This is a genomic window from Streptomyces sp. NPDC046977 (assembly GCF_040644455.1).
Lineage (GTDB): Bacteria > Actinomycetota > Actinomycetes > Streptomycetales > Streptomycetaceae > Actinacidiphila.
The window spans coordinates 143,386-169,916 of record NZ_JBEYWO010000011.1; the positions used below are offsets into that span (position 1 = coordinate 143,386).

The window sequence follows — 26,531 nt, forward strand, 5'->3', positions numbered from 1 at the left end:
GCCCACGCCGCCCCCCGCCCGGACCGGCTCAACTGGCCGAGCAGCTCGGCAGGTCGGCGGTCTTCCCCGCGCGGATGTCCTTGAGGGCGTCCATGGCGTCGCCGATGGTCCCGACCTTCACCAGGGTGAGGCCGCTCGGGGTGTCCTGGGCGGCCTCCGCGCAGTTGTCGGCGGGGGTGAGGAAGTACTCGGCGCCCTTCGAGCGCGCGCCGATGGTCTTCATGTCTATGCCGCCGATCGGGCCGACCTTGCCGTCGTCGTCGATCGTGCCGGTGCCCGCGACGAACTTGCCGCCGGTGAGGTCACCGGGGGTGAGCTTGTCCACGATGCCGAGGGCGAACATCAGGCCGGCGCTCGGGCCGCCGACGTCCGCGAGCTTGATGTCGATCGTGAACGGGAGCGTGTGCCCGACGCCGGCCTGGATGCCGACGATCGCCCGCCGCTTGCCGTCGTCGTCCGAGGTGCCCGTGGTGATGGTGACGTCCTTGGTGGCGTCGCCCTTGGCCCCCTTGGGGACGACGGTGAAGACCACCTTCTGGCCCGGCTGGTGCTTGGTGACGAGCGTGGCGACGTCGCCCGCCGCCTTGACCGGGGTGCCGTCCACCGCCTTGATCACCTCACCGGCGTGCAGCTTGCCCTCCGAAGGGGCGTCCTTCACCACGGTGGAGACGATCACCTGGGAGCCGACCGGGATCCCCAGCTCCTTCAGGGCGGCGACCTTGGCGCTGTCCTGGGACTGGGTGAACTCCTCGGCGTTCTCCTGGTCGGCCTGCTCCGCGGTCTGGCCCTGCGGGTAGAGCGTGTCGTGCTCGACGACCTTCTGGTCGTGCGCCAGCCACCCGGCCACCGCCTCGACCAGGTTCATGGAGTAGTCCGCACTCGTCACCCGCACGGTGGTCATGTTCAGGTGACCGCCGGCGGGATACGTCCGGTGCCCCGAGATCTGCAGCACCGGGGCGCCGTCGTGCTCGCCGAGCGTGTTGACGGTCGGCCCCGGCGACATCTCCGCGTACGGGACGCGCATCAGCAGCCCCACACAGAGCAGTGCTATCAGCGTCAGGGTCGACGCGAGCAGCGTCGCGGTGCGGCGTGGCATGGAACGACAGTACGGTACGGGACCGCCAGGCGCTCCGCGGACCCTCAGACGCTGCCCGACTCGGAACGCTGCATGGCCTCGCGGAACCGCTCATAGCCGGCGAGGGAGGCGCCGTCCCCTGTGGCGCGCGTACGCGCCGCCCAGCTTCCCCAGACAGTGGCGGCGACAGCGGCAACCACCGGAATGAGCAACCATGCGAGCGCCGCCACTGAGGCCTCCCGTGTGCGCGAGAGGATCGCGCAGTCGATCAAGAAAGTATGAGCAGACTAATCGTTTGCTGCTATAACGTTCCGGGCGGGTCCAGGGTTACGCAACCGCAGGCAGATCGTCCGACAGTCGATGAACACCAGTTCGACTGGAGGAGGCCGGGCCGCCCCCGCGACAGCACCGGAAGGGCCCGTTCCCGTGCTCAGTGCGCGCAGGAACCCACCCATTCCTCGGTGCCGTCGGCGAACTCCTGGTGCTTCCAGATCGGCACCTCGCGCTTGAGGTCGTCGATCAGCCGCCGGCACGCCGCGAAGGCTTCCGCCCGGTGCGGGCAGGCGACGGCCACCACGACCGCCAGATCCCCGACCCGCAGGTCGCCGACCCGGTGGACGGCGGCCAGCGCACGGACGGGGAAGTCGGCGGCCACCTTCTCCGCGACCCGTCGCAGCTCCGCCTCGGCCCCGGGGTGGGCGGAGTAGCCCAGGGCCGTGACCTCGGCGCCCGTAGGGCCGTCGTGGTCGCGCACGGTGCCGACGAACAGGGCGGTGCCCCCGGCGGAGGCGTGCCCCACCGCACGGAAGACCTCGTCCACGGACAGCTCGGTGTCGCGGACGGCGATGAGCCTGATGGGTTCCTCGTGCGTCTGTGCCATGGGACTCATGCTCCCTCATCTACCACTATGCGGAAACTGTTTTCCACCACACCGTTTCTCGCCGCACCCTCCCCGCCAGGCGCGGCCCTCACACCCCCCGGCGCTTGCGCGCCCGCCGCACCATGGCCGCGGTGCCGACCAGCGCGACCGTGGCGCCGGCCGCGCCCAGGGTGGCGGCGTCCTTGCGCCCCAGCCGCCGTCCGACGACGGAGTTGCGGCCCGCCACCTCCTCCAGGAGAACGGCGAGCACCTCCTCGTTCGTCCACTGCGGCCGCCAGCCCGACTCGTGCAGCCTGCTGCCGCTGACGACCCAGGGGTGCATCGTGAAGGCCAGGTCCCCGGCCGGCGACGGGGTCAGGCCGAGCCGGTGCAGCCGCGAGGCCGCGCCCAGCGCTATGGCCGGCGGCAGCTCCATGCGCCGGATTCCGGAGAGCTCCTCGACCTCCTCCTGCTCCAGCCAGCCGTCGCAGCCCACCGCCATCTCGCCGTCGACCTTCTCCAGCGCCGCGTGCTCCAGCGCCGTCACCAGGTCGTCGACGTGGCAGAACTGCCAGCACGGCCGGCTGCCCGCCACCACCAGCAGCCGCGGCGACTCGAAGTAGCGGGTGAGCGCGGTGTCCGTGCCGCCCACGAGGACCGTCGGGCGCACGACCGTCACATGGAGCCCGGGGTGGGCACGCGGCGCCCGCCTGCCCAGCCGCTCGATCTCCAGCAGGTCGCCCACGAAGGACGCCTCCGCGGTGGCGCGCAGCGGCGCGTCCTCCGCGAGCGGCACGTCGTTGTCCGGCTGCGCGCCGTAGACCATCGCCGAGGTGCACAGCACCACCCGCCGCACTCCCGCCGCGGCCGCGGCCGTGAGCACGGTCTGCGTACCGCGCACATTGAAGGCGCTGCGCGCCTTGGGGTCGGACTCCAGGTCGAGGTCGAGCGCGAGATGGACGACGACGTCCACGCCGCGCAGCCGCTCGGCGATCGCCGGGTCGCGCACGTCCAGCACGCGCCATTGCGCGCCGGGCACGTCGCCGCGCCGTTCGTCGATCGCCACCACCTTCTTGACCTCGTCGGACTCGGCCAGCCGCAGCGCCAGCCGCAGCCCGACGCCGGATGCGGCGCCGGTCACGGCGACCACCGGGCCGGCGGCGGCCCTGCCGCCGCTCCGCTCTGGGCGAACGGTCGGTTCTGGGGAACTCACCAGGTGTCTCCCACGGTTGTTTCCGGTACGAGGTGCGCGGTCCGCAACCACGGTCCGTACGCAGCCATCCTGCCTGACGGGTGTCTAGGCTGGAGGTACAGCCCACAACACACAGAGCCGAGGAAACCGTGAGCGACATCCCATTCGGATTCGGAGTCCCTCCCGAGGAGCCCGAGGACGGGGGCGCGGACGACCGCAAGAAGCCGAGCGGTTCCGGCGGCGGCTCCCAGGGTCCGGCCAATCCGTTCGGGTTCGGCGGCGGCAACCCGTTCGGCGCGGGCGGCGAGAACCCCTTCGCCGCGATGTTCGGCTCGCTCAACCCCAATGACCTGGGCGCGGCGTTCCAGCAGCTGGGGCAGATGCTCTCGTACGAGGGCGGCCCGGTGAACTGGGAGATGGCCAAGGACATCGCCCGGCAGACCGTCGCCCAGGCCGAGGCCGGCGGCGTGAAGGACCCCAGTGTGGGCCCGGCCGACCGCGCCAAGGTCGAGGAGGCGCTGCGCCTGGCCGACCTGTGGCTGGACGGCGTGACCTCGATGCCGTCCGGGGCCGGTTCGGCGGTGGCGTGGAGCCGCGCGGAGTGGGTCGAGACGACGCTGCCGGTGTGGAAGGAACTCGTCGACCCGGTCGCCGAGCGTGTCGGCAACGCCATGGGCGACGTGCTCCCCGAGGAGATGCAGGCCATGGCCGGCCCGCTGATCGGCATGATGCGCTCCATGGGCGGCGCCATGTTCGGCACGCAGATCGGGCAGGCGCTGGGCACCCTGGCGGGGGAGGTCGTGGGCTCGACCGACATCGGCCTGCCGCTCGGCCCGGCGGGCAAGGCCGCGCTGCTCCCGACCAACATCGCGACGTTCGGCGAGGGCTTGGGCGTGCCTCTGGACGAGGTCCGGCTCTACCTGGCGCTGCGCGAGGCCGCCCACCAGCGGCTGTTCGCACACGTCCCGTGGCTGCGGGCGCACCTGTTCGGCGCCGTCGAGGGCTACGCCCGGGGCATCAAGGTCGACACCGCCAAGCTGGAGGACGCGGTCGGCCAGCTCGACCCGTCCCGCCCCGAGGCACTCCAGGACGCGCTCCAGCAGGGCATGTTCCAGCCCGAGGACACCCCGCAGCAGAAGGCCGCGCTCGCCCGCCTGGAGACGGCGCTCGCGCTCGTCGAGGGCTGGGTCGACGCGGTGGTGCACGCCGCCGCCGCCCCGCACCTGCCCTCGGCCGCGGCCCTGCGGGAGACCCTGCGGCGGCGCCGGGCCTCCGGCGGCCCCGCCGAGCAGACCTTCGCCACCCTGATCGGGCTGGAGCTGCGGCCGCGCCGGCTGCGGGACGCCGCCCGCCTCTGGGCGTCGCTGACCGACGCGCGCGGTGTCGACGGCCGCGACGGCCTGTGGGCGCACCCCGACATGCTGCCGACGGCCGCCGACCTCGACGACCCCGACGGCTTTGTCCACCACGAGCAGCTGGACTTCGCCGAGCTCGACAAGATGCTCGGGGAGGCCGCCCGCGGCAAGGACGCCGGGAACCCCGGCAGCGCCGAAACCCCCGAAGGCACCGAAGGCACTGACAGCAAGGACGACGACCAGAAGTGAGCCTGTTCGATGACGCCGTGCGCGTCCTCAAGGAGTGGGACGCGCCCGACACCGCCCAGGACGGCCTGCGGCTGGAGTACCTGTCGCACCTCGACGCGCATCCCGACGGCCTGTGGAAGTCGTGCTCCGCCGGGCACATCACCGGCAGCACGCTCGTGCTGGACCCGCAGGGCGGCCGCGTCCTGCTCACCCTGCACAAGAAGCTCAAGATGTGGCTGCAGATGGGCGGTCACTGCGAACCGCAGGACACCACACTGGCCGGGGCCGCGCTGCGCGAGGGCGTCGAGGAGTCCGGCATCGCCGGGCTGACGCTGCTCCGCCCCGGGCCGGTCAATCTCGACCGCCATCTGACGCCCTGCGCCTGGCATCTCGACGTGCAGTACGCCGCGGTGGCGCCGCCCGGTGCCGTCGAGGCGATCAGCGAGGAGTCGCTGGACCTGAAGTGGTTCGCCTACGACGAGATCGCCGAGGTCGCCGACGGATCGGTGCGGACGCTGCTGGCCCGCACCCGCGCGCTGATGTGAGCCGGCGCGCGGGCCCGGGCCGGGGCGGCGTCAGCGATTGGTGAAGATGTTGCCCTGGTTCTGGCCGTGCGCACCGTGCTGGCCGAAGCCGTACTGAGCGCCCATGCCCTGGCCGATCTGGGCGTTCTGCGGCGGCATCAGCTCGCTGGGCTGCACCAGGACGTAGCCCTGGCCCAGGAAGTTGAGCTCCCAGCCCTCACCGGTGTTGCCGCGCCGCCGCCACACACCGGAGGAACTGGTCTGCGCCTGCATCTGCACACGCAGCGAGGACGACCAGGCGACCACCGCGTCGGAGTCGGCGGAGACGTACTTGTCCGGGGTGACCGGCATCAGCAACGGCCGGCCGGAGGTCATGAGCGCGACCTTGCCGTGGCCGGAGATGTTGAGGTTGTAGGCGCCGCTGCCCGAGATGCCGAACTGGCTGTCCACCGAGATGACTTCCCAGTGCAGTCCCGAGTCGAGCGCCAGCACATAGGCGCCGTCCACGGTCAGCCCGTCGTGGTCCACGTCCACGACGTGGATCTGCTGGGCGAGGTTGGCGAGGTAGACGGTGCCCTGCCCGGAGCAGCGCATCAGGTCCAGGCCCTCGCCGGTGCGGTAGCGGGCACCGCGCTGGGCGTGGCTCTGGTACTCGCCGTCGAACTCGATCAGGCCCTGATAGGCGACCATGGCGCCCTTGCGGGCCAGGCAGTCGTTCCTGCCGTCGAGCTTCACCCGCAGCAGGTACGGGTTCTGCAGGGCGTACTGGTCCTCGGTCTGGACCTCGGTGTAGCCGAAAAGCGGGCTCTGCATGATGGATCGCTCCCCCTCAGCCCCGGACTCGGAGGCGGTCGGTGCTGTCTTCGCTGGGCTGTACGACGACGAAGCCCTGGCCGGAGAAGCCGATCTGGAAGGCCTCGCCGCTGCCCCGCCCGATCAGGGAGGAGGCCTTGAAGCTGCGCTTGGACTTGGTCTTCAGCCCGCTCGACCAGGCGACCAGCGCGTCCGGGTCGACATAGGTCTCGTCCTCGCCGCGGCCGCAGTCGACGACGACCGGTGTGCCGCGTGAGGTGATCGCCACCCAGCCGGTGCCGGAGACGCCCACGTTGAACAGGCCCTGCCCGGCGAACTTGGCCAGCCCCTTCACCCGCTCCACGCCCCACTGCAGATGCGCGTCGAAGGCGAGCAGATTGGTGCCGTTGACCGACAGGGACTCGTTGTTGAGGTACAGGCAGACGACGTCGGCGCCGTAGTCGGCGAGGTACAGCAGCCCGTCGCCGGTGCACTTCATCAGCGGGGCGCCCTCCCCGGTCAGCCACTGCGACGCCATCTGGCGCACGGCGGGCGGGTTGGGCTCGTACTGGACGAAGCCCTCGTAGGCAACCATCGACCCGGTGCGCGCGAAGAGGTCCTGGCCGGTCTGCATGGCGACCTTCAGCATGCTGCTGCCGTGGTTCTCCATCCGGGCGGTCACCGGTGCCGGGGAGTACCCGGAAATCAGAGTCTGGTCCATGGCGGGCTCCCTCAGACCTCGTACGGCTGGACGATGATGAAGTTGCCGGGGGCGCCGCGGAACTGGAGGTTCACGGTCTCCCCGCTGTGTCCCGGATAAGCGTTCCGGCGCAGCCGCACCTGGCTGGAGAGCACCACCTGCGACGCCGCGGACCAGGCGACGATCGCGTTGCTGTCGGCGTAGGTGGTGGGTGTGACCGGCAGGACCACCGGCGTGCCGTGGGTCTTGACGACAACGGTGCCGGTGCCCTGGAACTGCATCGTGAACAGGGCGCCGCCGGGGATGCCGTGGCCCTCGATGCGGCGCACCTCGTGCTGCAGGGACTCGTCGAAGGCGAGCACGTTCTCCGCGGAGACGCAGATCGCGTCGCCCTGGAGCTCGATCGGGTGCAGATAGGAGGCGTCCTCGGCGAAGAACACCTGGCCGCGGCCGGTGCAGCGCATCAACTGCATCTCCTGGCCGGTCATGTTGCCGACGATGCGGCCGGCGAACCCGGCACCCTTGTAGCCGAATTCGACCTTGCCCTGGTACAGCACCATGCTGCCCTGGCGGGCGAGCACCGGCTGGCCGCCTGCCTGGGAGAGGTCGACGCGGACGAGCTTGGCGTTCTGCTGCGTCCAGCGCTGGCCGGTGGGGACCTCGCGGTACTTCTGCATGGCGGCGGCGAGTCCGGCGCCGGGGGTCTGCGGGACCTGCGGCGCGCCCGGCGCCTGGCCGAACGGGGCCTGCGGCGGCTGGCCGTACTGGGCCTGGCCGAAGGACGGGGCGGCGGGGGGCTGACCGAACGGGGGCTGTCCCGGCACCTGGCCGGGCGCGGGATACCCGGGAGGCCCTGGCGGTGCCTGCGGGGGCGGAACCTGGCCGAAGGGCGGCTGGCCCGGCACCTGCGGCGGGGCCTGGGGCTGCACCTGGGGTGGTGCGGCCATCGGCGCCGCCATGGTGGGCGCCGCGTGGACCGGGGGTGCGGCCGGCGCCTGGGGCGCGCCGAACGCGGGCGCCGGCTGCGGAGCCGGGGGCGCCGGTGCGGGAGCGGGCGCCGGGGGCGCCGCGAAGCCGGGCGCGGGCCCGGCCGGCGGGGCGAAGCCCGGGGCCGCCGCGGGCTGCTGCGGCACGGCGGGCTGCTGCTCCTCGGCGACCTCGCCGCCGAAGTTCTTCAGCAGGGCGTCCAGTCCCCCGTCGAAGCCCTGGCCGACCGCCGCGAAGCGCCAGACGTCCTTGAGGTAGATGTCCGCCAGCATCACCGCGCGCTCGGTGCTGAACTCGGCGCCGCTGAAGGCGTAGCGCGCCACTTCCTCGCCGCCCGCGACGATCCTGATGTAGCCGGGGCCGATCTGCGACATCTGCCCGGAGCCGTCGAGGGTCGCGGTGAAGCTGAGCTTGTGGATGCGCGGCGGGATCCGGTCCAGCGTCACCCGGAAGGACTCGGTGTCCCCTGCCTGCGCGCCGAGCTGCTGAATCGACTCCTCGGGCGACTTGGGCTGGTTGTAGAAGACGAAATAGCGGTCGTCCGAGAGCTGTTCCGCGGCGTCGAGACCGAAGCAGCTGATGTCGAACGACAGGCCGGGTCCGCTGATCTGAACACCGACGTACAGATCCGTCCCTGCCGTGAGATCACTGATCTTGGCCTTGTGGCCGCGCTGGAATTCCCTGGCCATTGCGAACGACCGCCCCCCATCCGTACGTACGTGCCTCTGCGTTGCGCCAGGCTATCCGCTGGCTCCGACGACGGACCATTCCCCGGGCTATTCCTCGCGTGCCGTCGGAGGGTGCGGGAGGCCGGCCGCCGCGACGACCCCTTCCAGGTATCCGCGCGCGCGTTCCGTGCGCGGATACCTCTCCAGCACCTTCCAGAAGTCGGGTCCGTGGCCCGGCACGAGGAGGTGCGCGAGCTCATGGAGGAGAACGTAGTCGACGACGTACTCGGGCATGCCCTGAAGACGGTGGGACAGGCGGATGCTGCCCTCGGCCGGCGTACACGAGCCCCACCGGGAGTTCTGGTTGGTCACCCAGCGCACGGTGCGCGGGGCGGCACGGCCCCCGAGGTACTGGGCGGACAGCTGTGCGGCCCGGGCCGCGAGCTGCTCGTCGCCGAGCATCTTGCGGCTCTCCTGGGCGGCGAGCTTGTCGAGCATGACCGTCACCCAGCGCTTCTCCTCGGCGGCGGACATCCGCGCCGGGATGAGGACCACGGTGACGTCGCCCTCGCGGTACGCCGAGACGGTGCGGCGTCGACGGGCGCTCCGGCGCACTTCCACCGCGCTGGTCCGGGAGACGCGCGGGGGCTGGCTGGAAAGACTGTGGGAGGGGTCGGCGGACACGGCACGAACTTACCCGCACGGGGTCCGGGAAGTCCCGCCCCGGGGTGTGCTCACCTGAAAAAAGACGAGACCCTTGGATTTACCGATCAAATGATCATTGCCGCTACCTGTGGATAACTTTCGCGGCCGGTTCGAGGATTCCGTGCATGCTGGTCGCCACGGATTCACCGGGATCTCCCACCGGAGGTCCCCGTCCACGGGGGTGGCGATGCGTCCCATGCTCAAACCCGCCATGCGCCGCAGCTGGCGCAGCCGGGAAAGCCTGCAATTCGGGGTCGACCCGGCCCACGCCGTCGTGCTGGACTCGGTGGACGGCGCGGCGTCCGCCTTCCTCGACCTGCTCGACGGCACACGGGGGATCGGCCCGCTGTCCCGGGAGGCCGAGTCGCTGGGGCTGGAGCCCCGGCAGGCCCGGCGGCTGCTCGGGCTGCTCGCCGAGGGCGGCGTCCTGGACGACGCGTCCTCGCACGCGGAGCTGTCGGAGGCCATGAGTCACCGCTCGGCCGCGCTGGACCGGCTCCGGCCCGACCTGGCGGCGCTGTCCGTCGTCCACACCGATCCCGGCGGAGCGGCCGCCCGGATACGGGAGCGGCGCGGCACACGGGTGCGCGTGGTGGGGGCAGGACGCGTCGGCGGCACGATCGCGGCGGTGCTCTCGGCGGCGGGGGTGGGCCGGGTCGACGTACGCGACGACGGCCGGGTCGAACCGTGGGACACCGCGCCGGGCGGCATCCCCGCCGACCACATCGGGGAGCGCCGCGACGCGGCGGCGCGCGGTCTGGTCCGGCGGGCGGCACCCGATCCGCGGGCCGGGGCGGTCGGCAGACGGGGGCCGACCGCCCGGCCGGACCCGGGGCTCGCGCTGGTCGTGCTCGCGCCGAGGGACGGGCTGGCGGCCTACGCCCCCGATCCCCGTGAGGCCGAGCCTCTGCTGGCGGCGGGGATCCCCCACCTCTACGCCGGGGTGCTGGAGGGCATGGGGGTCGTCGGTCCGCTGGTGGTGCCGGGGAGCACCGGCTGCGCGGGCTGCCTCGGGCTGCGGATGGCCGACGCGGACGCGGCATGGCCCCGGGTGCTGGCGCAGCTGCGGTCCGGTCGCGGCGGGGTGCCGGCCTGCGACGTGGCGCTGGCCACGACGGTCGCGGGGGTGGCGGCGGCCCATGCCCTGGCGTTCGTCGACGGGGGACGGCCGCCGAGCTGCGGCGCGCGCTGGGAGCTCGGGCTCGCCCGGCTGGCGAGCGAGATGCGTCCGGTCCCGGCGGACCGGCGGTGCGGATGTGGTGCGACCCGGGAACTGGGTGCCGCCGTCGGGGAAGGGCGGGGGACAATGACGGGGTGACCGACCGGAAAGTGGGGGCGCATGTCTGATCTTCCGCGTAAAGCGGTGACCCGAACCGCCAAGTTGGCCGCACTCCCCCTGGGATTCGCGGGCCGGGCGACACTGGGGCTGGGCAAGCGGCTCGGGGGCCGCCCCGCGGACGAGGTCTCGGCCGAACTCCAGAAGCGGACCGCCGAACAGCTCTTCGCGACGCTGGGTTCCCTCAAGGGCGGGGCGATGAAGTTCGGGCAGGCGCTGTCCGTCTTCGAGGCCGCGCTGCCCGAGGAGGTGGCCGGCCCCTACCGGGCGGCGCTGACCAAGCTGCAGGACGCGGCGCCGCCGATGCCCACCCGCACCGTGCACGGGGTGCTGGCGGAGCGGCTGGGCGAGGACTGGCGCGAGCTGTTCACCGAGTTCGAGGACCAGCCCGCGGCCGCCGCCTCCATCGGCCAGGTGCACCGCGCCGTGTGGCACGACGGCCGCAAGGTCGCGGTGAAGGTCCAGTACCCGGGCGCGGGCGACGCCCTGCTGTCGGACCTGAACCAACTGGGCCGGGTGGCGCGGCTGTTCGGGCCCCTCATCCCCGGTATGGACATCAAGCCCCTGATCACGGAGCTGCGCGACCGGATCTCGGAGGAACTGGACTACGAGTTGGAGGCCCAGGCCCAGCACGCGCACGCGGCGGAGTTCGCCGGCGACCCCGACGTGTTCGTGCCGGATGTGGTGCACCGCACGGAACGGGTGCTGGTCACGGAGTGGATGGACGGGGTGCCGCTGGCGGAGGTGATCTCCCGGGGCAGCAAGGAGATGCGCGACCGCGCGGGACAGCTGCTGGCGGGCTTCCTCTTCGCCGGCCCCGCCCGCACGGGCCTGCTGCACGCCGACCCGCACCCCGGGAACTTCCGCTTGCTGACGGACGACGGCCCGGCGGCCGGGTGGCGGCTGGGCGTGCTGGACTTCGGCACCGTCGACCGCCTTCCGGAGGGGCTCCCGGTACCCATAGGGACGGCCCTGCGGATGGCGCTGGCGGACGACGCCGAATCGGTGCACGCGATGCTGCGCCAGGAGGGCTTCGTCAGGCCGACCATCGACCTCGACCCGGACGCGGTACTGGACTATCTGCGGCCGATCATCGAGCCCGCGGCGGTGGAGGAGTTCACCTTCGCCCGCGACTGGATGCGCGCCCAGGCCGCGCGGATCGCCGACCCGCGCTCCCCCGCGCACCAGTTGGGCAAGCAGCTCAATCTGCCGCCCTCGTACCTGCTGATCCACCGGGTGACGCTGAGCACCATCGGGGTGCTGTGCCAGCTGGCGGCGACCGTGCGGCTGCGCGACGAGCTGCTCGAGTGGCTGCCCGGCTTCGCCGGCGACGGCGAGGCGCCGCTGCCCGAGGTCGAGGACGCCTCGGCATAGGGCAGGGACCGGACCGCTACCACCAGGCGGAGTCGAGCCGGCCCTCGATACTGCGGATGTTGCCGCGCGCGCAGTCGTCGCAGAAATACACGCGGCTGCCGTTCTCCACAGAGCAGGTCCAGGTGAGGGGGAGCCCCTGGGCGACCGCGCCGCAGCGGGCGCACGTCGTTGTCATGGGAGCAGTCCCGACCCGATCGCCTTGAGTCTTCTGGTCCACTTCGTGACGATATCGCGGGGCCGGTCGAAATCGACCGGCCCCGCGGTTGTGTGTCGGTGCGGATGTGTGACCGCGTGTTACCGCTACTGCATCACGGCCATCGCGAGCGCCCGGCGGGCGCGCAGCGAGGCTCGTTCGGCACGGCGCTGCAGCCGGCGGGCCCTGAGCGCGCGCAGCGCCATGCGTTCGTGCTCGGCCTCGTAGAGGCGCTCTTGCATATGGGCGCGCGCCAGGGCTTCTGGCATGAGTTGCATTTCAAGGTTCCTGTTCTGGCGCGCGGTCGGCGCGTCGGCAGTGGGTGCGGGGCGTTCGCTGGTGGGCGGAATCATCGGGGCCTGTTTCATCGGGTCGCGCGTGAGGGGTCGATCGATCGTTCCGACGGCTGGGCGCTTCATGCCATGACCGCGTTCTTGCGCGGGCGGCCACGGGGCCGCTTGCGGGGCACCACGACACCCTGGACGAACAGCTCTCCACCCCAGACACCCCAGGGCTCACGGCGGTCCTTCGCGCCGGCGAGGCAGGCCTCACGGACCGGGCAGGTCTGGCACAGCGACTTGGCGTACTCGACGTCGGCCGGGGATTCGGCGAAGAAGACCTCCGGGTCGAAGGTCCGGCACGGGACGGGGACGCCGAGGCGCTCGATCTCGTCGTCGAGCTCGGTGAGGGGGATCAAGGTGACCTCCGGGTCAGGCGGGCGAACTGGGGTGGGTACGGACGGTGCGTGCGAGGTGATGTGCACGATCGCTTCGTTCCTCATCTGTTTGTCTTGGGGTGGGAAAACAGAAGGGCCGCGGATCCCGGTCTGGGATTCCGCGGCCCTGAAGGCGCCGGCCTGATCGTCTGTCAGGCTGGATCACTCCAGGGTTCGAGCCCGCGGAAGGCCCACTTCGGGTGCTGCTGCGTCTTCGGGTTTCCGGCACCATTGGCTGCCGCAAAGGCATAGCCCTTGGCCATTGCCATTACCGCTTCCGCCGGCGCCTGGGTCGGTCGCTCGCCCGCGCGCTCCCGCAGGGAGAGAGCGGGGGTGCCCAGGACGGACAGGCGACCGGACAGGCTGCTGGACAGACCGGTGCCGACAAGCGAGGCACCGAGCGGGCAGGCGGCGATGACCGTGCGATCGGTCGTGGTGTTGGTGTAGTTGATCACTGGTCTCGCCTCCTCTCAGGCGTCTCGTGGGCTGGTCCGGACAGGTTGTGCTGGGTCAGTACATCACGGATTCCACCGCTCCGGGAAGGTCCTCCACGAAGCCGCGTCGTCCGCGCTCACGCAGGCTATGGGGATTTCCTCGGGGCGCGCAAACTATTTTCCGGAGTCTTCTGCAACAGCTTCATCACCCGTCCCGGAGCCGGTGCACAGGGCCAGGACGTCGGCGCCGAACTTGTCCAGTTTGCGGGCTCCGACTCCGGAGATAACCGACAGTTCGGCCTCCGTGGAAGGCCTTACCTCGGCGATGGCGAGCAGCGTCTTGTCGGTGAAGACGCAGTAGGCGGGCTGACCGAGCGCCTTGGCCTGTTCGACCCGCCACTCGCGCAGCCGCTCGTACAGCGCCTCGTCCATGTCGGAGGGGCAGTCCTCGCAGCGCATCAGCTTGATCTCGCCCGCGTCGGAGAGCGCGCGGCCGCAGACCCGGCAGTGCACCGGGCCACGCTTCCGCCGGCCGCCCGCACCGCGCTCCACGCCGCCCCCGGCGGCCGGGCGGGCGCCCGCCCGTCCCCGGGCGGCCGTGCCCGGCCGCAGTCCGTCCAGGAAGCGCGAGGGCCGTCGGCCGCCGCGGCCGCCCGGGGAACGCGACAGCGCCCAGGACAGCCCCAAGTGGAAGCGGGCGCGGGTGACGCCGACATAGAGCAGCCGCCGCTCCTCCTCCACCTGCTCGTCGGTCTTGGCGTAGGTGATGGGCATGGTGCCCTCGGTCAGGCCGACCAGGAACACCGCGTCCCACTCCAGGCCCTTGGCGGCGTGCAGCGAGGCGAGCGTGACGCCCTCGACGGTCGGGGCGTGCTGTGCGCCGGCCCGTTCGTCGAGCTCGGCAACGAAGTCCGCGAGCACGGCGTCCGGACGGGCGCGCGCGAAGTCCTCGGCGAGCCGCACGAGTGCCGCCAGCGACTCCCACCGGTCACGGACCGCGCCGGAGCCCGCCGGGGGCTCCGGGGACCAGCCGCGGGTGCCCAGCACCGCCCGGACGTGCCCGGGCAGGTCCTCGTCCTCCAGCGGATCGCTGGCCCGGGCCGCGCCGCGCAGCAGCATGCCCGCCTCGCGGACCTCGGGCCGCTCGAAGAAGCGCTCGGCGCCGCGCAGCTGGTAGGGCACCCCGGCGTCGGCGAGGGCCTGCTCGTAGACCTCGGACTGGGCGTTGACCCGGTAGAGCACGGCGATCTCGCTGGGCCGCACCCCGTCGTCGATCAGTTCCCGGATCCGCCGCGCGGTGCCCTCGGCCTCGGCCGGCTCGTCCGCGTACTCGGTGTAGGACGGCTCGGGGCCGGCCTCGCGCTGCGAGACGAGCTCCAGCCGGTGCTGCGCGGCCTGGCCGCGGGCCTGCGACAGCAGTCCGTTGGCGAGATGCACCACCTGGGGGGTGGAGCGGTAGTCGCGGACCAGTTTGACCACGGTGGCATCCGGGTGCCGGGTGCGGAAGCCGAGCAGGAACTCGGGGGTGGCGCCGGTGAAGGAGTAGATGGTCTGCGAGGCGTCGCCGACCACGCAGACGCTGTCGCGTCCGCCGAGCCACAGGTCGAGCAGCCGCTGCTGCAGCGGGCTGACGTCCTGGTACTCGTCGACGACGAAGTGCTGGTACTGGCCGCGGACGGCCTCGGCGACGTCCGGACGGTCCTCCAGGACGCCGACCGTGAGCAGCAGCACGTCCTCGAAGTCGATGACGCCGCGGTCCCGCTTGAGCTGCTCGTACGTGGTGTAGATCCGGGCGATCTCCGCGGCGTCGCGCGGAACGTCGCGGGCGGACTTGGCCGCGGCCGCCGGATAGTCCTCGGGGACGGTCTGGGTGACCTTGGCCCACTCGATCTCGCCGGTGACGTCACGCAGCTCGTTGCGGTCCAGCCGGATGCGCGAGCGCGCAGCGGCCTCCGCGACCAGCTGGATCTTGCGCTCGGCCAGCCGCGGCATCTCCCCGCCGATCGCGCGCGGCCAGAAGTACTGGAGCTGCCGCAGCGCGGCCGAGTGGAAGGTGCGCGCCTGCACGCCGCCCGCTCCCAGCTGCCGCAGCCGGCCGCGCATCTCGCCGGCCGCCCGGGCCGTGAAGGTGACCGCGAGCACGCTGGCTGGCTGCAGGATGCCGGCCCGCACCCCGTACGCGATGCGGTGCGTGATCGCGCGGGTCTTGCCCGTCCCGGCGCCGGCCAGCACGCACACCGGCCCGTGCAGCGCGGTGGCGACCGCGCGCTGCTCGGGGTCGAGCCCGGCGAGCACGGCGTCCGGGGAGTCCGGGACGGCGGGGAACTCCGGGAAGAGCGGGGTATGCGTGGGAGCAGTCACCCCGCCATGCTGCCAGGTCCCGGGAGGCACCCGGGAAAGTTATCCACAGCTGAGGTCCGATCGTCGGATCGGATGCGCACGCGAGGAATGCGAGACCCTGGGGACGGCGTTCCCAGGACGCCATCCTGACCGGGGCCCCAAGACCCCCCAGACCTGAGGAGCCAACACCGATGTCCGGCACTGTGACGATGTACAGCACCACGTGGTGCGGCTACTGCCGCCGCCTGAAGGGCCAGCTGGACCGCGAGGGCATCCCCTTCAAGGAGATCAACATCGAGCAGGACCCGGAGTCGGCGAAGTTCGTCGAGACCGTCAACGGCGGCAACCAGCTGGTCCCGACGCTGCTGGTCACCCCGGAGAGCGGCGCGGACCCGATCCCGCTGAGCAACCCGAGCCTCGCCCAGGTCAAGCAGGCCCTGGCGAGCTGAGGCCCGGCCCGGCGGGCCCGGTCGCGGAAGTCCCCGCGGCCGGGCCCGTTCGCTTCTCCGGCCCCCGTGAAGGCGTCGGGACGCCCGTCAGGGCCGTGTCGGCAGTGGCTTGCCGTACCAGCGCTCGATGAGCCGGGCCGCGATGGAGATGCCGTGCGGCGGCAGCACCTCGCCCGTCTCCATCGCCTTGCGGAACTCCTCGCGGGAGAACCAGCGCGCCTCGTGCAGCTCCTCGCCGTCCACCGTGATCTCCGACGACGAGGCCCAGGCCATGAAGCCCAGCATCAGGCTGGACGGGAACGGCCACGGCTGGCTGGAGACGTACGACACCCCGGCCACCGTCACCCCCGCCTCCTCCGCGACCTCGCGGACGACGGCCTGCTCCAGCGACTCCCCCGGCTCCACGAATCCCGCCAGGGTCGAGAACCGGCCCTCCGGCCAGTGCACCTGGCGGCCCAGCAGCGCGCGGTCCTGGTCGTCGGTGACCAGCATGATCACCGCGGGGTCGGTACGCGGGTAGTGCTCGGCCCCGCAGGCCGGGCAGCGCCGGATGTGGCCGGCCGCGGCGACCACCGTCCGCTCGCCGCAGCGGGAGCAGAAGCGGTGCATCCGCTGCCAGTTCTCCAGGGCGACCGCGTGCACCATGAGGCCGGCGTCGCGGTCGGAGAGCAGCGCGCCCACCTCGCGCAGCCCGGCCGGGCGGGCCACGTCGTCCATCCGGCCCGGGAGGGTGTCCTTCTGCAGCGCGAAGTAGCGCACTCCGTCCTCGTCGATGCCGAGGAAGTAGCGGTGCACCTCGGCCTCCGGCGCCTCGAAGGAGGGCATCATGACCAGTTCGGTGCCGCCGTCCGGGGTGTCCTCGACCAGTACCTGGCCGCCCGAGACGACGAAGACCCGGGTGGTGGGGTGGCTCCAGGCGGCCGCCAGCCATGCCTCGTCGAGACGGTGGAGGGCGGCGCGGTCGATGCCCGACCAGCGGGCCAGGGGTGGGAGGGCCGCCGGGTCGGGCACCGGGCCGGAGCCCTTCCCGGCGCCGGCATTACCTGACGTACCAGGCATTTCGGACAAAGCTGCTGTCAACTCCCCGTAACGCGCGGATTCTTGCGGATGCTCACCGGGTCGCGAACTCGCTCCACAGGTACGCGGAGGTCTCCACGCCCTTCAGGAGCAGGTCGATCTCGACCTTCTCGTTCACTGAGTGCCAACCGTCGGACGGCACGGAAATTCCCAGGAAAAGAACGGGCACGCCGAGCACGTCCTGCAGGTCGGCCGCCGGTCCGGAACCACCCTCACGAGTGAACAGGATCTCCTTGCCGAAGGCCCGCCCCATCGCGCGGGTCAGCGCGCCCAGCGCCGGGTGGTCCAGCGGGGTCAGGCACGGGCGGGTGGCGCCCCAGAAGGTGATCTCGTGCCGGATGCCGTCCGGGACGCGCGCGGCGATCCAGTCGGCGACGAGCCGCTGCACCACGTCCGTGTCCTGCCCGGCGACCAGCCGGAAGGAGAGCTTCAACTGGGCGGAGGCCGGCACGATCGTCTTGCCGCCGGGACCCTGGTAGCCGCCGCCGATGCCGTTGACCTCGGCGGTGGGGCGGGCCCAGACCCGCTCCAGGGTGGAGTGGCCGGCCTCGCCGCTCGCGGCGTACGACCGGGCGGTGCGCAGCCAGCGCTTCTCGTCGAAGGGCAGCCGCGCGAACAGTTCCCGCTCCCGCCCGGTCAGTTCCACGACGCCGTCGTAGAAGCCGGGGATCGCCACCCGGCCGTCCGCGTCGTGCAGCCCCGCGGCCAGCTTGGCGGCCTCGGTGGCCGGATTGGGGACGGCGCCGCCGAAGGATCCGGAGTGGATGTCCTGGTCGGGACCGCGCAGGTCGACCTGGCAGTCGACGAGCCCCCGCATGCCGGTGCAGACGGTCGGGGTGTCCTCGTCCCACATGCCGGTGTCGGAGACGATCACCGTGTCGCACGCCAGCCGGCCGGCGTGGGCCCGCACCAGGTCCGCGAAGTGCGGTGAGCCGGCCTCCTCCTCGCCCTCGACCAGCAGCTTCAGGTGCACGGCGGGCGTGGTGCGGCCGGTGGCGGCCAGGTGGGCGCGGACGCCGAGCGTGTGGAAGAACACCTGGCCCTTGTCGTCGGCGGCGCCGCGCCCGTACATCCGCCCGTCGCGGACCACGGGCTCGAAGGGATCGCTGTCCCAGCCGTCCTCGCGCGCCGCGGGCTGCACGTCGTGGTGGCCGTAGACCAGCACCGTCGGCGCCTCGGGATCGTCGCAGGGCCACTCGGCGAAGACCGCGGGCGCGCCCGCGGTCGGCCACACATCGGCGACCGGGAACCCCGTCTCCCGCAGCTTCGCGGCCAGCCACCGGGCGCTGTCCTCGACGTCCGCGGACCGCTCGGGATCGGCCGACACGGACGGGATGCGCAGCCACTCGGCGAGCTCGCCGAGGAAGGCCTCACGGTGGGTCGCGATGTACGTACGGACGGCGCTGTCCGGGGTGGTGCTCATGGCGACGAGCCTATCGGGCGGCGGCCCCGGACCCCTCGTCGCCTCCGGGCTCGCCCAGCAGCAGACGCTCCAGCGCCGCCCGGCCGGGCAGCCCGGACGGGCGGACCAGCTCGCCGGTGCGGACGTGGAGGAAGGCCGCGGCGACCTCCTCCGGTGGCACGCCGTGCTGCTCGGCCCAGGCGAGCCGGTAGACGGCGAGCTGCAGCGGGTCGGCGGTGCCGGCGCGGCCGGTCTTCCAGTCGACGATCTCGTAGCGGCCGCCCTCGCGGTACACCGCGTCGATCCGGCCGCGGATCACCCGGCCGGCCAGGCCGAGCTGGAACGGCGCCTCGACCCGGTAGGGCGTGCGGTCGGCGTACGGGGTGCCGAGGAAGGCCTCCTTGAGCGCGGCGAGGTCGTGCTCGTCGGCGATCTCGTCGTCGCCCTCGATGCCCGGCAGGTCCTCGGGGGCGATCAGCGGCAGTTCCTCGAACCGGGACTCCACCCAGGCGTGGAAACGCGTGCCGCGGCGCGCGCCGGGTCGCGGCGGGCGCGGCATCGGGCGGGCGAGCTCGCGGGCGAAGCCGTCGGGGTCGGCGGCCAGGCGCAGCAGCTGGGACGCGGTCAGCGTCGGCGGGAGGGGAACGTCGCGCACGGTGGCGCGGGCCCGGCGCAGCTCGGCCGCGAGGGCGTCCAGGTCGCGGTCCCAGGAGGCGGCCAGCCGCGCCTCCTCCGGCAGCAGCGGCGTACGGCCGTCGTGCGCGTTCCCGTGCTCAAGTTCGAGTTCGAGTTCGAGTTCGGGCTCGGGTTCCGGCGTGACCGCGTCCGCCGGCCCGGGCGTGAGCCGTGGCGCGGGGACGGCGGGCCGCTCGGCGGGCCAGTCCTCCCAGTCGCCGGGCTCCTCGTCCTCGACCTCGTACGGCGGCTCCTCGTCGTCGAAGGGCGGCTCCTCCTCCGGGGGCGGCCAGTCGGGGTCGGCCGGTGCGGCGCCGGCGGGTGCCTGCCGCAAGGAGGCGTCCAGGTGGTCGAGCACGCGGCGGGCCGCCTCGCGCCGCCGGCCCAGGCCCTGCGGGTCCAGGGGCAGCGGCCAGGCGGGCTCGGTGCCGCGGGTGAGGGCCGGGTTGGAGTCGTCCTCCTCCGGCGGGTCGGCCCAGTGCTCGACCTCGCCGTAGCCGGCCTCGCAGTGCACGCGCAACGCGTCCAGGAACGCCGACGGCCCGAAGGGGCGCTTCTGCGAGGGACCCCACCAGTGGCCGGAGCCCAGCAGCAGGGAGCGGGGGCGGGTGAAGGTGACGTAGCCGAGCCGCAGTTCCTCCACGCGGTTGTGCTCGGCCATCGCCGTCCTGAACTCGGCCAGGCCCGTCCGCGACCACTCCTGGACGTCGGGGAGCGTGGCGGCGTCGCCGCGCAGGGCGTGCGGCAGCACCTTGGCGGTGGTGTGCCACAACTCCCGGCCGCGCTCGCTCGGGAAGCCCTTGCGCACCAGTCCCGGGACGGCGACGACGTCCCACTCCAGACCCTTGGACTTGTGGGCGGTGAGCACCTTGACCGTGTTCTCACCGCCGGGCAGCGAGCTGTCCAGGCCCTTCTCGTACTGGGCGGCGGTGCGCAGGAACGCCAGGAACGCCTGGAGGGTCGCCTCGCCGTCCAGGGAGGCGAAGCCGGCGGCGACGTCCAGGAAGGCGTGCAGCGTCTCGCGGCGCCGCGCGGCCAGGGCGTGCGGGGACGCGGAGAGCTCGACCTCCAGGCCGGTGACGGCCAGCACCCGGTGCAGGACGTCCATCAGCGGGTCGGCCAGGGCCCGGCGCAGTTCCCGTATCTCGGTGGCCAGCCGCGCGAAACGCACCCGGGCCTCGGGGGAGAAGGGCAGCCGGTCCTCGGGCTCCCCGTCGACGAAGGTCTCCAGGGCATCGGCCAGGGAGATGACCTCGGCCGGGTCGACGCCCTCCACGGCGGCCGCCAGCCGGTCGGCGATCCCGCCGCGGCCCGGCACCAGCAGCCGCGCCCGCCGCCCCAGCAGCGCCAGGTCGCGGGCGCCGACGCGCCAGCGCGGCCCGGTCAGCAGCCGTACGAGGGCGGCGTTGGCGGTGGGGTCCTGCAGCACCTCGCAGACCGCGACCAGGTCGGCCACCTCGGGCAGGTCCAGCAGCCCCGACAGGCCGACGACCTCCACGGGCACGTCGCGGGCGACGAGCGCGGCATGGATGTCGGCGAAGTGGCCCGCGGCCCGGCACAGCACCGCGATCTCGCCCGGCGCAGTGCCCGTGCGGACCAGGTGGGCGATGGAGTCGGCGATCCAGTCGATCTCCTCGCCTTGCGTGGGCAGCAGCGCGCAGCGCACGATGCCGTCCCGCTCGGCGCCCGGCGCGGGCCGCAGGGCCTCCACGCCCTCGTGGCGTTCGCGCAGTTCGGTCGCGAGCTCATTGGCGAGGTCCAGCAGGCGGCCGCCGCTGCGCCGGTTCTCCGACAGGGACTGGCGGCGGGCCGGCGTGCCGTCGGCGTGCGCGAAGTGGCGGGGGAAGTCGTCGAGGTTGGCGACCGAGGCGCCGCGCCAGCCGTAGATGGCCTGGCAGGGGTCGCCGACGGCGGTGACCGGGTGGCCGGTGCCGTCGCCGAACAGGCCGGAGAGCAGGAGGCCTTGGGCGACGGAGGTGTCCTGGTACTCGTCGAGCAGCACCACCGCGTACTGCTCGCGCAGGATCCGGCCGACCTCCGGGCGGGTGCGGGCGAGGGTCGCCGACAGCGCGATCTGATCGCCGAAGTCGAGCAGGTCGCGCTTCTTCTTCTCCGCCCGGTAGGCCGCCGCGAGCCCGGTGAGGTCGGTCCGGGCGCGGGCGGTCTCGGGGAGGCGGCGCAGATCGGCGTTGGTGAGCCGGATGCCGTCGAGTTCGGCGAGCCACGCGCGGTCGTACGCGAGCAGCCGCTCGGGCGGCACCAGGTGCTCCGCGAGCTCGCCCTCCAGGGCCAGCAGGTCACTGACCAGACCCGGAATGCCCTTGGTGAGCGCGGGGAAGGGGCCGGGCGCGGCGCGCAGCACCTTGGCGGCCAGCTGGTAGCGCGTCGCGTCGGCGAGCAGCCGCGCGGTCGGCTCCAGCCCGATGCGCAGCCCGTGCTCCTTCAGCAGCTGCCCGGCGAAGGCGTGGTAGGTGGAGATCTGCGGCTCGCCGGGGGCATGGCCGGGGTCGGCCGGGTCCGGGTCGGTGACGCCCGCCCGGACCAGCGCCTTGCGCACACGCTCGGAGAGCTCCCCCGCCGCCTTGTTGGTGAACGTCAGCCCCAGTACCTGCTCCGGCGCGACCTGTCCGGTGCCGACCAGCCACACCACGCGGGCCGCCATCACCGTCGTCTTGCCCGACCCGGCACCGGCCACGATCACCTGCGGCGCGAGCGGCGCGGTGATACACGCCAGCTGCTCCGGGGTGAACGGGATGCCCAGCAGCTCCTTGAGCTGCTCGGGGCCGGTGATACGGGACGACACAAAGGGGAGGCTATCGGGCGCCACCGACAGGGGTCCGCGGTCGCCGGGACGCGGGGTCACCACCCTTTCGGGCACATCCCCATCTACCGGTACAGAGCATCATGTTCTACGCTCACGCCATGGAGCGCATCCCGGTACGTGAGTTGAACCGGAACACCGGTGCCGTGGTCGCGCGGGTGCGGAACGGCGAGATCCTGGTGGTGACCCTGAACGGAACCCCTGTGGCCCGCCTCGTGCCCCTCACCCGCGGCTGGTCCCTGCTGGACCGCATGGTCGCCGAAGGGCGCGCCACCGCGCCTGCGGCCTCGGGCCCGGTCCCGCTGCCTCCCGTGCTCGGCGACCCGGCGACCGACACGGCGGCCGCGCTCGTCGCGATGCGCGACGAGGAGCGCTGGTGATCGACTCGGCGGCGGTCTCGTCGGGACGGTCGTTCAGGGGTGGAAGTGCCGCGCACCTTGCGCCGGTCCGCCTCGCAGATGCTCGCCGACGTTCCCGGTGTGATCGCCAGGCACTACGGGTTCGAGATCGACGCGACTGTGTCACGGCGTCCGCCTGTCCACCTCGCGACGGCGCAACTCCCCGCCGGCCAGGGCTACGACCAGCGCCGGCTGAAGGCCGCCCAGGACATCGGGCGCCCTGAAGCGCCGCGCGCCGCGGCGCGTCATTCCACGACCTGGCGGCCCTCCGGACGGGCGCTGCAGGCTGCCTTGAAGGCGCAGTTGTCGCAGTGCTGGCCGCTGGAGGGGGTGAAGCGCTCGTCCAGGACGCGGGCGGCGGCGTCGGCGAGCAGGCCGTCGGCCCATTCGCCGGTCAGGGCCTCCTGGGCCTGGACGGTGGGCTGCGCGTCGCCGCCGTCCCTGCGGGCGGCGCCCAGGCGCAGTTGCACGAGTTCGGCGCCGCCGGGGGCGGGCCGGGTGTCGTGGAAGAGCCCGTCGACCGCGCCCTCGCGCACGGCGAGCTGGTAGACGGCCAGTTGGGCGTGGCGCTCCACCTCGGCGGCGGTGGGCTTGTTCTTGCCGGTCTTGAAGTCGACGACGTAGGCGTTGCCCTCGGCGTCCGTCTCGACCCGGTCCATGCTGCCGCGGATGCGGACGGAGACCTCGCCGGTTTCCAGGGTGACGTCGAAGCCGTGCTCGGAGGCGACGGGGAGCCGGCCGCGCTCCATGACGTGCCAGTGCAGGAAGCGTTCCAGTGCGGCGCGCGCGTTCTCCTTCTCCTGCTGCGACTTCCAGGGCGCGTCGAAGGCGAGGGCGTTCCAGACCGAGTCCAGCCGCTCCATCAGGACGTCGAGGTCGGCCGGGGTGCGGCCGGAGGCCACCTCGTCGGCGAGGACGTGCAGGACGTTGCCGAAGCCCTGGGCGGCGGTGGCCGGGGGCTCGGCCTTCACCTCGCGGCCGAGGAACCACTGCAGGGCACAGGTGTTGGCCAGCTGGTCCAGGGCGCTGCCCGACAGCGCCACCGGCTGGTCGCGGTCGCGCAGCGGGACCTCCGAGCGGGTCTGCTCGTACAGCCCCCACCAGCGCTCCGGGTGCGCGGCGGGCACCAGGGGCTGGCCCGCGTCCTCCAGGGCGGCCAGCCGGGCCAGCCGCAGGGCGGCGGCCTCGCGCAGCGCCGGGGAGGCGGCCGGGTCCACGGTCGTGGCGCGCAGTTCGGCCACCAGGGGGGCGACGGCGAGCGGGCGGCGGGCGCGCTGGGTGACGTCGACCGGTTCGACGCCGAGTTCACGCAGGAAGCGGGAGGGCTGGTCGCCGTCGTCGGCGGCGGCCTTCACGGCGGTGACCACCAGGCGGTCGCGGGCGCGGGTCGCGGCGACGTAGAACAGCCGGCGTTCCTCGGTGAGGAGCGCGCCCGGGGTCAGCGGCTCGGCGAGGCCGTCGCGCCCGATGCGGTCGGCCTCCAGCAGGGAGCCCCGGCGGCGCAGGTCGGGCCAGAGCCCCTCCTGCACGCCCGCGACGACCACGAGCGGCCACTCCAGGCCCTTGGAGCGGTGCGCCGTCATCAGCCGTACGGCGTCCGGGCGGACGGCGCGGCGGGTGAGCACGTCGGCGGCGATGTCCTGGGCGGCCAGTTCCTCCAGGAAGTTCAGCGCGCCGCGGCCGCCGGTGCGCTCCTCGGCCCGCGCCGCGGTGTCGAACAGCGCGCAGACCGCGTCCAGGTCGCGGTCGGCGTTGCGGCCGGCCGCGCCGCCGCGCAGCGCGGACCGCTCCAGCCGCCCCGGCCAGGGGGTGCCGTCCCAGAGTGCCCACAGGGCGTCCTCGGCGGTGCCGCCGTCCGCCAGCAACTCGCGCGCGGTGCGCAGCAGTCCGCCCAGGCGCTGGGCGCCGCGGGCGAAGGAGGGATCGTGCGCGACAAGGCGCTCGGGTTCGGCGAGCGCCTCGGTGATCAGCTCGTCCGACGGCCGGGGCACGGCCACGCCGGCGGCCCGCTCCTCCTCGCGCAGGGCACGGCCCAGGCGCCGCAGGTCGGCTGCGTCCATGCCGCCCAGCGGGGAGCCGAGCAGGGTCAGGGCGTCCTCGACGCCCAGCCGCGAGGGCGCGGTCTCGGCGGGGACGGCGGGGACGGCGGCCTGCGCGCACACGCGCAGGGCGAGCAGCAGCGGTGCCACGGCGGGCTCGTCGCGCAGCGGCAGGTCGTCGCCGTCGATGTCGACGGGGACGCCCGCGGAGGTGAGGGAGCGGCGCAGCGAGGGCAGTGAGCGGGAGCCGGCGCGGACCAGGACGGCCATGTCCGACCAGCGCAGGCCGTCCTCCAGATGGGCGCGGCGCAGGACGTCGGCGATGCCGTCGAGCTCGGCACCGGGCGTCGGGTAGGTGCGGACGGCCAGGGCGCCGCCGTCGCGGTCCGCGGCCGGTTCGCGGTGGGCGCGGACGGCGGCGGCCGGCAGCCGGGTCAGCGGCATGCGGGCGGTGAGCAGCCGGGTGGCGGCGAGCAGCCGCGCGCCGGAGCGGCGGGCGACGCGGAGGACGCGGACGTCGGCGGGGCGGCCGTCGCGGTGCCGGAAGGCGTCGGGGAAGTCGAGGATGCCGTTCACGTCGGCGCCGCGGAAGGTGTAGACGGACTGGTCGGGGTCGCCGAACGCCACCAGGGTGCGGCCACCGCCGGCCAGCGCGTGCAGCAGCCGCACCTGGGCGGGGTCGGTGTCCTGGTACTCGTCGACGAACACGGCCTCGTACGCCCCGGCAAGGTGGCGGGCGACCTCGGGCCGGCCGGCGAGGAGCACGGCGCGGTGCACGAGTTCGGCGTAGTCGATGACGCCCTGGAGGTCGAGGACGTCGAGGTACTCGGCGAGGAATCCGGCGGCCGCCGTCCAGTCCGGGCGGCCGGTGCGGCGCGCGAAGGCGGCCAGGGAGCGCGGTCCCAGGCCGAGTTCCCGGGTGCGGGCGAGCACCGCGCGGACCTCGTCGGCGAAACCGCGGGTGGTCAGCGCGGCCCGCAGCTCGTCGGGCCAGCGCACCCGGCCCCGCCCGGCGCGTTCGAGCTCGGGCTCGCCGGCCAGCAGGTCGCGCACGGTGAGGTCCTGCTCGGGGCCGGACAGCAGGCGCAGGGGGTCGGCGAAGAGCTCGGGGGCCTGGTGGGCGCGCACCAGGGCGTAGCAGAACGAGTGGAAGGTGGTCGCCACCGGAGCCGCCGCCCCGCCCATCCGGGCGGCCATGCGGTCGCGCAGTTCGCCGGCCGCCTTGCGGCTGAAGGTGAGCACGAGGACGCGCTCGGGGTCGGTGCCGCGCCGCACCCGTTCGGCGACGGACTCCACCAGGGTGGTCGTCTTGCCGGTGCCCGGTCCGGCGAGGACGAGCAGCGGTCCGCCGGAGTGCTCAACCACCGCACGCTGCGAGGCGTCCAGTTCAGGGGACGTCACCGGTTGCGGCGGGGTCCGTAGCAGTCGGTAGCCGCCCGACGGCCCGACCGTCCCCCCGGAGCGCCGCGCGGCGGCGTCCGTCTGCCGAGTGGAGGAGGAGGTCACGTGGTTCGCCGGTTCCGTGTGCGTTCATGTGCTGTTGATGTACCGGGCCGGGGACGGCCGGGTGCCGACGCTACGCCACCGGCCGGCGGCGCCGTGACGCGTCCCGCCCTTCCGGTACCGATGCGGGAGCCGCGGCGCGCCGCCCGCCGTACTCCTTACGGACGGCCGATGGCATCTTCGGCGCCCGGATGGCGGAAGCTGGAGGGTGTGAGCGCGCGCTGTTCAGTCCGTACCACCGGGGCCGTCCGGGGCCGCCGTCCCGTCCCAGCGGGCCCGGCGCATGTCGAGGCGGGGTATGTGCCCCTTCGCGGCGTGCGGGGCCGGGCGCAGCGGCGTGCCCTCCTGGCGGTAGTGGGCCAGGGCGTCGAGCTCGTGGCCCGGCAGCAGGCCGCCGTCCGAGCGCACCACGCGCCACCACGGAACGGCACCCCCGTACAGCGCCATCACGCGGCCGACCTGCCGGGGGCCGCCCTCCCCCAGCCACTCGGCGACATCGCCGTAGGTCATGACCTTCCCGCGCGGAATCCGCTCGGTCACGTCCAGGACACGCTCCGCGTAGGCGGGCAGCTCCGGGGCGCCGTCGGCCGTCTCCTCCTCGCTCATACGTCACATCGTGCCCGAGGGCACCGACAGTCGGGGCGGACGGGAGCGCGTGCGGGGGCGGCGACGGCGGCGAATTGCCCCCTC

Annotated in this window: 23 protein-coding genes; 6 read left to right on the forward strand and 17 right to left on the reverse strand. The window is 73.4% G+C overall.

All coding sequences use genetic code 11. The features are described 5' to 3' along the window. Positions 1-28: 28 nt before the first annotated feature. From ABZ883_RS18955 to ABZ883_RS18965, 3 genes are all read right to left on the reverse strand, one after another. Entirely contained in the window at positions 29-1,096 is a 1,068-nt protein-coding gene (locus tag ABZ883_RS18955) for a PDZ domain-containing protein (protein WP_360907244.1), read from the reverse strand. A 409-nt stretch (positions 1,097-1,505) separates the two neighbouring features. Next, a complete protein-coding gene (locus tag ABZ883_RS18960) occupies positions 1,506-1,955 on the reverse strand; it encodes a molybdenum cofactor biosynthesis protein MoaE (protein ID WP_360907246.1) in 450 nt (149 codons plus the stop codon). Between the two features lie 88 nt (positions 1,956-2,043). Continuing rightward, positions 2,044-3,147 (reverse strand): SDR family oxidoreductase, encoded by a 1,104-nt coding sequence (locus ABZ883_RS18965; RefSeq protein ID WP_360907248.1) that lies wholly within the window; start codon positions 3,145-3,147, stop codon positions 2,044-2,046. 128 nt (positions 3,148-3,275) lie between these two features. Between ABZ883_RS18965 and ABZ883_RS18970 the strand changes: the two genes are divergently transcribed. Together ABZ883_RS18970 and ABZ883_RS18975 are read left to right on the forward strand one after the other, a co-directional pair. Further along, on the forward strand, positions 3,276-4,730 hold the full coding sequence (locus ABZ883_RS18970) for a zinc-dependent metalloprotease (protein WP_360907250.1): 1,455 nt from the start codon (positions 3,276-3,278) through the stop codon (positions 4,728-4,730). Then, positions 4,727-5,254 (forward strand): NUDIX hydrolase, encoded by a 528-nt coding sequence (locus tag ABZ883_RS18975; protein WP_360907252.1) that lies wholly within the window; start codon positions 4,727-4,729, stop codon positions 5,252-5,254. Before ABZ883_RS18970 ends, ABZ883_RS18975 begins: the two co-directional genes overlap by 4 nt. 30 nt (positions 5,255-5,284) lie before the next feature. Here ABZ883_RS18975 and ABZ883_RS18980 read toward each other — a convergent pair whose 3' ends face one another. From ABZ883_RS18980 to ABZ883_RS18995, 4 genes are all read right to left on the reverse strand, one after another. Continuing rightward, complete coding sequence (locus ABZ883_RS18980; RefSeq protein ID WP_360907254.1) at positions 5,285-6,046, reverse strand: AIM24 family protein; 762 nt, start codon at positions 6,044-6,046, stop codon at positions 5,285-5,287. A 16-nt stretch (positions 6,047-6,062) separates the two neighbouring features. Next, a complete protein-coding gene (locus tag ABZ883_RS18985) occupies positions 6,063-6,746 on the reverse strand; it encodes an AIM24 family protein (RefSeq protein WP_360907256.1) in 684 nt (227 codons plus the stop codon). Positions 6,747-6,757: 11 nt separating this feature from the next. After that, a complete protein-coding gene (locus tag ABZ883_RS18990) occupies positions 6,758-8,401 on the reverse strand; it encodes a TerD family protein (protein WP_360907258.1) in 1,644 nt (547 codons plus the stop codon). 87 nt (positions 8,402-8,488) lie between these two features. Further along, entirely contained in the window at positions 8,489-9,064 is a 576-nt protein-coding gene (locus ABZ883_RS18995; protein WP_360907260.1) for a M48 family metallopeptidase, read from the reverse strand. 217 nt (positions 9,065-9,281) lie between these two features. On the opposite strand from ABZ883_RS18995, the gene ABZ883_RS19000 reads away from it, so the two are divergent. Continuing rightward, a complete protein-coding gene (locus ABZ883_RS19000; protein ID WP_360907262.1) occupies positions 9,282-10,403 on the forward strand; it encodes a TOMM precursor leader peptide-binding protein in 1,122 nt (373 codons plus the stop codon). A gap of 21 nt (positions 10,404-10,424) precedes the next feature. Further along, positions 10,425-11,795 (forward strand): AarF/ABC1/UbiB kinase family protein, encoded by a 1,371-nt coding sequence (locus tag ABZ883_RS19005; RefSeq protein ID WP_360907264.1) that lies wholly within the window; start codon positions 10,425-10,427, stop codon positions 11,793-11,795. Positions 11,796-11,811: 16 nt separating this feature from the next. Here ABZ883_RS19005 and ABZ883_RS19010 read toward each other — a convergent pair whose 3' ends face one another. From ABZ883_RS19010 to ABZ883_RS19030, 5 genes are all read right to left on the reverse strand, one after another. Beyond that, the gene (locus ABZ883_RS19010) at positions 11,812-11,970 is read right to left on the reverse strand and encodes a hypothetical protein (RefSeq protein ID WP_360907266.1); all 159 of its coding nucleotides are present in this window, start codon (positions 11,968-11,970) and stop codon (positions 11,812-11,814) included. A gap of 125 nt (positions 11,971-12,095) precedes the next feature. After that, positions 12,096-12,407: a hypothetical protein gene (locus tag ABZ883_RS19015; RefSeq protein WP_360907268.1), complete on the reverse strand. Its 312-nt coding sequence runs from the start codon at positions 12,405-12,407 to the stop codon at positions 12,096-12,098. Continuing rightward, the gene (locus ABZ883_RS19020; protein WP_319665065.1) at positions 12,404-12,751 is read right to left on the reverse strand and encodes a WhiB family transcriptional regulator; all 348 of its coding nucleotides are present in this window, start codon (positions 12,749-12,751) and stop codon (positions 12,404-12,406) included. Before ABZ883_RS19020 ends, ABZ883_RS19015 begins: the two co-directional genes overlap by 4 nt. Positions 12,752-12,855: 104 nt before the next feature. Beyond that, the gene (locus ABZ883_RS19025) at positions 12,856-13,158 is read right to left on the reverse strand and encodes a hypothetical protein (RefSeq protein WP_360907270.1); all 303 of its coding nucleotides are present in this window, start codon (positions 13,156-13,158) and stop codon (positions 12,856-12,858) included. A 153-nt stretch (positions 13,159-13,311) separates the two neighbouring features. Next, entirely contained in the window at positions 13,312-15,498 is a 2,187-nt protein-coding gene (locus tag ABZ883_RS19030; protein WP_360907272.1) for an ATP-dependent DNA helicase UvrD2, read from the reverse strand. Between the two features lie 170 nt (positions 15,499-15,668). Between ABZ883_RS19030 and ABZ883_RS19035 the strand changes: the two genes are divergently transcribed. Beyond that, on the forward strand, positions 15,669-15,926 hold the full coding sequence (locus ABZ883_RS19035) for a glutaredoxin domain-containing protein (protein WP_360907274.1): 258 nt from the start codon (positions 15,669-15,671) through the stop codon (positions 15,924-15,926). An 87-nt stretch (positions 15,927-16,013) separates the two neighbouring features. Here the strand turns inward: ABZ883_RS19035 and nudC are convergent, their stop codons facing one another. From nudC to ABZ883_RS19050, 3 genes are all read right to left on the reverse strand, one after another. Continuing rightward, positions 16,014-16,937: an NAD(+) diphosphatase gene (gene nudC, locus ABZ883_RS19040; RefSeq protein ID WP_360907276.1), complete on the reverse strand. Its 924-nt coding sequence runs from the start codon at positions 16,935-16,937 to the stop codon at positions 16,014-16,016. Positions 16,938-17,037: 100 nt separating this feature from the next. Continuing rightward, entirely contained in the window at positions 17,038-18,426 is a 1,389-nt protein-coding gene (locus tag ABZ883_RS19045) for a M20/M25/M40 family metallo-hydrolase (protein WP_360907278.1), read from the reverse strand. Positions 18,427-18,436: 10 nt separating this feature from the next. Then, complete coding sequence (locus ABZ883_RS19050) at positions 18,437-21,883, reverse strand: UvrD-helicase domain-containing protein (RefSeq protein WP_360907280.1); 3,447 nt, start codon at positions 21,881-21,883, stop codon at positions 18,437-18,439. A gap of 119 nt (positions 21,884-22,002) precedes the next feature. On the opposite strand from ABZ883_RS19050, the gene ABZ883_RS19055 reads away from it, so the two are divergent. After that, positions 22,003-22,281, forward strand: coding sequence for a type II toxin-antitoxin system prevent-host-death family antitoxin (locus tag ABZ883_RS19055; RefSeq protein ID WP_360907282.1), 279 nt, complete (start codon positions 22,003-22,005; stop codon positions 22,279-22,281). A 263-nt stretch (positions 22,282-22,544) separates the two neighbouring features. On the opposite strand, the gene ABZ883_RS19060 is transcribed toward ABZ883_RS19055, so the two are convergent. Both ABZ883_RS19060 and ABZ883_RS19065 read right to left on the reverse strand, forming a co-directional pair. Further along, complete coding sequence (locus tag ABZ883_RS19060) at positions 22,545-25,739, reverse strand: ATP-dependent DNA helicase (protein ID WP_360907284.1); 3,195 nt, start codon at positions 25,737-25,739, stop codon at positions 22,545-22,547. A 327-nt stretch (positions 25,740-26,066) separates the two neighbouring features. Next, positions 26,067-26,447, reverse strand: coding sequence for an MGMT family protein (locus tag ABZ883_RS19065; RefSeq protein ID WP_360907286.1), 381 nt, complete (start codon positions 26,445-26,447; stop codon positions 26,067-26,069). Positions 26,448-26,531: the final 84 nt, after the last annotated feature.

Coding starts and splice junctions, on each gene's coding strand:
- ABZ883_RS18955 (WP_360907244.1), bottom strand. CDS start 1,096: ATGCCACGCCGCACCGCGACGCTGCTCGCGTCGACCCTGACGCTGATA.
- ABZ883_RS18960 (WP_360907246.1), bottom strand. CDS start 1,955: ATGGCACAGACGCACGAGGAACCCATCAGGCTCATCGCCGTCCGCGAC.
- ABZ883_RS18980 (WP_360907254.1), bottom strand. CDS start 6,046: ATGCAGAGCCCGCTTTTCGGCTACACCGAGGTCCAGACCGAGGACCAG.
- ABZ883_RS18985 (WP_360907256.1), bottom strand. CDS start 6,746: ATGGACCAGACTCTGATTTCCGGGTACTCCCCGGCACCGGTGACCGCC.
- ABZ883_RS18990 (WP_360907258.1), bottom strand. CDS start 8,401: ATGGCCAGGGAATTCCAGCGCGGCCACAAGGCCAAGATCAGTGATCTC.
- ABZ883_RS19000 (WP_360907262.1), top strand. CDS start 9,282: ATGCTCAAACCCGCCATGCGCCGCAGCTGGCGCAGCCGGGAAAGCCTG.
- ABZ883_RS19005 (WP_360907264.1), top strand. CDS start 10,425: ATGTCTGATCTTCCGCGTAAAGCGGTGACCCGAACCGCCAAGTTGGCC.
- ABZ883_RS19010 (WP_360907266.1), bottom strand. CDS start 11,970: ATGACAACGACGTGCGCCCGCTGCGGCGCGGTCGCCCAGGGGCTCCCC.
- ABZ883_RS19015 (WP_360907268.1), bottom strand. CDS start 12,407: ATGAAGCGCCCAGCCGTCGGAACGATCGATCGACCCCTCACGCGCGAC.
- ABZ883_RS19035 (WP_360907274.1), top strand. CDS start 15,669: ATGTCCGGCACTGTGACGATGTACAGCACCACGTGGTGCGGCTACTGC.
- ABZ883_RS19045 (WP_360907278.1), bottom strand. CDS start 18,426: ATGAGCACCACCCCGGACAGCGCCGTCCGTACGTACATCGCGACCCAC.
- ABZ883_RS19055 (WP_360907282.1), top strand. CDS start 22,003: ATGGAGCGCATCCCGGTACGTGAGTTGAACCGGAACACCGGTGCCGTG.
- ABZ883_RS19065 (WP_360907286.1), bottom strand. CDS start 26,447: ATGAGCGAGGAGGAGACGGCCGACGGCGCCCCGGAGCTGCCCGCCTAC.